Source organism: Oceanicaulis sp. UBA6590, from assembly GCF_002433705.1.
Classification (GTDB): domain Bacteria; phylum Pseudomonadota; class Alphaproteobacteria; order Caulobacterales; family Maricaulaceae; genus Oceanicaulis.
Window position 1 is genome coordinate 1,061 of the sequence record NZ_DJIQ01000024.1, and the last position, 3,883, is coordinate 4,943.

Annotated in this window: 4 protein-coding genes; 3 read left to right on the forward strand and 1 reads right to left on the reverse strand. The window is 63.7% G+C overall.

What is annotated here, in order from left to right:
* On the reverse strand, positions 1-923 hold a 923-nt coding region (locus B2Z70_RS05220), incomplete at its 3' end, for a sigma-54-dependent transcriptional regulator (protein ID WP_292981822.1).
* Between the two features lie 281 nt (positions 924-1,204).
* Between B2Z70_RS05220 and B2Z70_RS05225 the strand changes: the two genes are divergently transcribed.
* From B2Z70_RS05225 to B2Z70_RS05235, 3 genes are all read left to right on the forward strand, one after another.
* Positions 1,205-2,140: an alpha/beta fold hydrolase gene (locus B2Z70_RS05225; RefSeq protein WP_292981824.1), complete on the forward strand. Its 936-nt coding sequence runs from the start codon at positions 1,205-1,207 to the stop codon at positions 2,138-2,140.
* Positions 2,141-2,221: 81 nt separating this feature from the next.
* On the forward strand, positions 2,222-2,512 hold the full coding sequence (locus tag B2Z70_RS05230) for an aa3-type cytochrome c oxidase subunit IV (RefSeq protein WP_009801983.1): 291 nt from the start codon (positions 2,222-2,224) through the stop codon (positions 2,510-2,512).
* Positions 2,513-2,654: 142 nt separating this feature from the next.
* On the forward strand, positions 2,655-3,785 hold the full coding sequence (locus B2Z70_RS05235) for a Re/Si-specific NAD(P)(+) transhydrogenase subunit alpha (RefSeq protein WP_009801984.1): 1,131 nt from the start codon (positions 2,655-2,657) through the stop codon (positions 3,783-3,785).
* Positions 3,786-3,883 lie beyond the last annotated feature (98 nt).

The window sequence follows — 3,883 nt, forward strand, 5'->3', positions numbered from 1 at the left end:
GGGAACACGTTCAGGCGATAGAACAGGTCTTCGCGGAAGGCGCCGGTCTTCACCTGTTCGGCGAGATCGCGGTTGGTCGCCGACACGATGCGCACATCCACTTTCACCGGACGCTTGGAGCCCACCGGATCCACTTCGCCTTCCTGAAGCGCGCGCAGCAGCTTCACCTGCATGTCGAGCGGCAGTTCACCGATCTCATCGAGGAACAGCGTGCCGCCATCAGCTTCCTGGAATTTGCCCAGATGCTTGGCCACAGCGCCCGTGAACGAGCCTTTTTCGTGACCGAACAGGGTGGATTCCACCAGATTTTCCGGGATCGCGCCGCAGTTCACCGCCACGAAGGGACGGCCTGCGCGGTCGGATCCCGCCGCGATGGCGCGCGCCACCAGTTCCTTGCCCACGCCGCTTTCGCCCGTGATCAGGATCGGAATGTTGGACTTCGCCGCCCGTTCGCCAAGACGCACCACCTGACGCATGGCCGGCGCTCCGGCGATCATGTCGGAAAAGCCCAGGGCGCCCGTCGTGCGCTTCTTGAGACGCGTCACCTCGCCCGACAGATCCTTGACTTTCAAGGCGTTGCGGATCGACACCGCAATCCGCTCCGGACTGGCGGGCTTCACGAAGAAGTCCACGGCGCCGGCGCGCATCGCCTTCACCACGGTTTCAATGCCGCCATGAGCGGTCAGCACGATCACCGGCAGATCGGGATTGCGGGCCTTGATCGCTTCCAGCGTCTCAATGCCGTCCATGCCCGGCATGACCATGTCGAGCATGACCACGTCCACCCCGCCGCGCTTGACGCGCTCGAGGCCGGCCTCCCCATCCTCGGCGGTTTCCGCCAGATGCCCCTGTTTTTCCAGAACCGCCTGCATCAGGCGACGCTGGGTCGGATCGTCATCGACGATCAATACGGTCTTGGCCATCACACCCACGCCTTTTCGGTCGCTTATCTATTCGGGGCGATCCTTTGAGCGGACCGACCGGGGTTTTCCCCGTGCCGGTCCGAACCGCCCTCCCACCTGTTGTGTGACCCTTTATGGGACACCCGGCGTAAAGATGAGGTGTAGAGACGACTCAGAAATTGTTAGGGTAAATAGAGAGTTAGCCTGGCCTTAAGCTTCAGGTGAGACTCCTGCGTTTGACGGGTCGGCCACAGCCGGTCTACCCCTGAAGCTCCTAAGTATAAGAGTCCCAAGGTCCCATCATGACCAAAGCCGACCGCATGCCTCCGCCCCTCGCGCCCTTCAAGGGCGAGCCTGTCTCCGCTCCCGACTGGTTCAGGACCGCCCAGACTGAAACCGTCGATACCGGTTTCGCCGAACGCGACGGAACAAGGCTCGCCTGGAAAGCCTGGGGCGAGCGCGGCAAGCCGGGCCTTCTGCTGGTGCATGGCGGCACCGCCCATAAAGGCTGGTGGGACGCATTGGGCCCCTATCTGGCGCGCGAAGGGGGCGGTCGCCGGGTCGTCGCCGCTGATCTCGCCGGGATGGGCGAAAGCGGCTGGCGCGAGGTCTACACCATGGATGACCACGCCGCGGACATGCTGGTCGCGGCGGAAGCCGGCGGCGCCTTTGACGCCGGCAAACCCATCATGGTCGGGCATTCCTTCGGCGGCTTCGTCACGCTGCAGGCCTCGACCGTCATGGGGGACCAGCTTGAAGCCGCGATCATCCTCGACAGCCCGATTCGAAAACCCGAAAAGCAGCGCGAGGGCAGCCCGCCGCGCCGGGGCGGACGCATCTATGCCGATCTGCCTGCGGCGCTCGAACGCTTTCGTCTGCTGCCCGAGCAGCATTGCGAGAACCTGTGGATCATTGATCACATCGCCCGCGGCTCTCTCAAAGCAGTCGAGGACGGGTATACTTGGCTGTTTGATCCCGACCTGTGGGCCAAGCTGACCTATCAGCGCCGCGACCCGGAAGCAGCGGCGGCGAACCTCAAATGTCCGCTGGCCTTTATCCGCGGAGAGCATTCGGTGCTGATGAAGGCGGAAACCTGGGACTACATGAAGTCCGTGTTCACCCGTTCGCCCTTCGTCAGCATACCGAACACCCAGCACCATCTGATCCTGGATGATCCGATCGCGGTCACGGCGGCGCTGGACGCCCTGATCGAAGGCTGGGCCCGAAGACCAGTCTAGCCGAGCACAGCGTCTTGGCGGATGGCGAGGAGCGTGATATGTGCCGCGCTCAGAAGACTTCTTTTTCAGATGAGGACGACCATGGCTGAAGAATACATCCGCGGAGACATGGACATCTCCGAGCATAAAGCCTCCTTTGACGGCTTTATCGGCGTGTCGGTGTATTCCACTCTGGTCATCGTCACCACGCTGCTGTGCGTGATCCTCGTCTTCGGCGCGCATTTCCATTGGCTCACCGCCATGTTCGTCTCCGCCATTGTCGGCGGCCTGGGCGGCTTCTTCCTCAAGCAGGGCGCTGGCTACTGGGCGACTCTCGTTGTGCTCGCCATCATCGGCTTCATCATTGGCGGCCTGGTCAGCCTTCTGGCCTAAGCCCTTAAAACAGCGGGCTCACAGCGCGCTCACCGCCTGTTGAGCCCGAATCTGTCCGTACAAGCCAGATTACCCCTTTCCGGCGTTAGACGTTTGTCGCAGACTGCGCGCAACGTTAACGACCGGAAGACGGGGTTTCCGAATGCATATCGCCGTACTCGCCGAAACCCGGGATGGAGAATCCCGGGTCGCAGCCACGCCTGACAGCGTCAAGGCGCTGATCAAGGCCGGAGCCGAGATCACGGTTCAGAAGGGCGCCGGCGAGCGCGCCGCCTATACCGACGCCGCCTACGAGGCCGCGGGCGCCAAGCTCGCCACCCGCGCCAACGCCGTCAAAGGGGCCGATGCGCTGTTCTGCGTGCGGCGCCCCGATGACGAGACGCTCAAGCGCCTGAAAGACGGCGCGGTGGTGATCGGGCTTCTGGAGCCGCATGGCGCGACGGAGTTCGCCCAGGCCTGCGCCGACGCCAAGGTCAACGCGCTGGCGATGGAATACACGCCGCGAATCACCCGCGCGCAGGCCATGGACGCCCTGTCGAGCCAGTCGAACCTGTCGGGCTATCGCGCCGTCATCGAGGCGGCCGAGCTCTATGGCCGCGCCTTTCCCATGATGATGACCGCTGCAGGCACCATCGCCCCGGCGAAAGCCTTCGTGATGGGCGCCGGGGTTGCGGGCCTGCAGGCCATCGCCACGGCGCGCCGTCTGGGCGCGGTCGTCTCTGCGACCGACGTGCGTCCCGCCGCCAAGGAACAGGTGGGGTCTCTGGGCGCCAAGTTCGTCGCCGTCGAAGATGACGAGTTCAAGGAAGCCGAGACTGCGGGCGGCTACGCCAAGGAGATGAGCGACGACTACAAGGCCAAGCAGGCCGAGCTGGTCGCCAGCCACATCGCCAAGCAGGACATCGTCATCACAACCGCCCTCATCCCGGGACGTCCGGCGCCGCGCCTGATCACCACGGCCATGGTCGAAAGCATGAAGCCGGGGTCCGTGATCATCGACATCGCCGCCGCCAATGGCGGCAATTGCGAGCTGACCGAAGCGGACAAGGTGGTCGAGCATAACGGGGTGAAGATCGCCGGTTTCACCAATCTGCCCGCCCGCCTGGCGGCCGATTCCAGCCAGCTTCTGGCCAAGAACCTCGTCAATCTCTTCCCACTCCTGGTGGGTGAGGATGCGGCGTTCGCCCCGCACTGGGATGACGAGGTCATCAAGGGCATGGCCCTGACCAGGGATGGCGCGATCATCCACCCCAGCCTGACGGGTGATGCGTAATGGTTTGTCCCGCAAACCGCACTCACCACTTTCTGACCGCCCCCGCATACGGAGCCTCACATGGAAGCCGTTGATCCGATTATCTTTCGCCTGGCGAT

What these genes read in the sequence shown, in the direction of transcription:
- B2Z70_RS05230 (WP_009801983.1), top strand. Translation starts at nt 2,222, where the DNA reads ATGGCTGAAGAATACATCCGCGGAGACATGGACATCTCCGAGCATAAA.
- B2Z70_RS05235 (WP_009801984.1), top strand. Translation starts at nt 2,655, where the DNA reads ATGCATATCGCCGTACTCGCCGAAACCCGGGATGGAGAATCCCGGGTC.
- B2Z70_RS05225 (WP_292981824.1), top strand. Translation starts at nt 1,205, where the DNA reads ATGACCAAAGCCGACCGCATGCCTCCGCCCCTCGCGCCCTTCAAGGGC.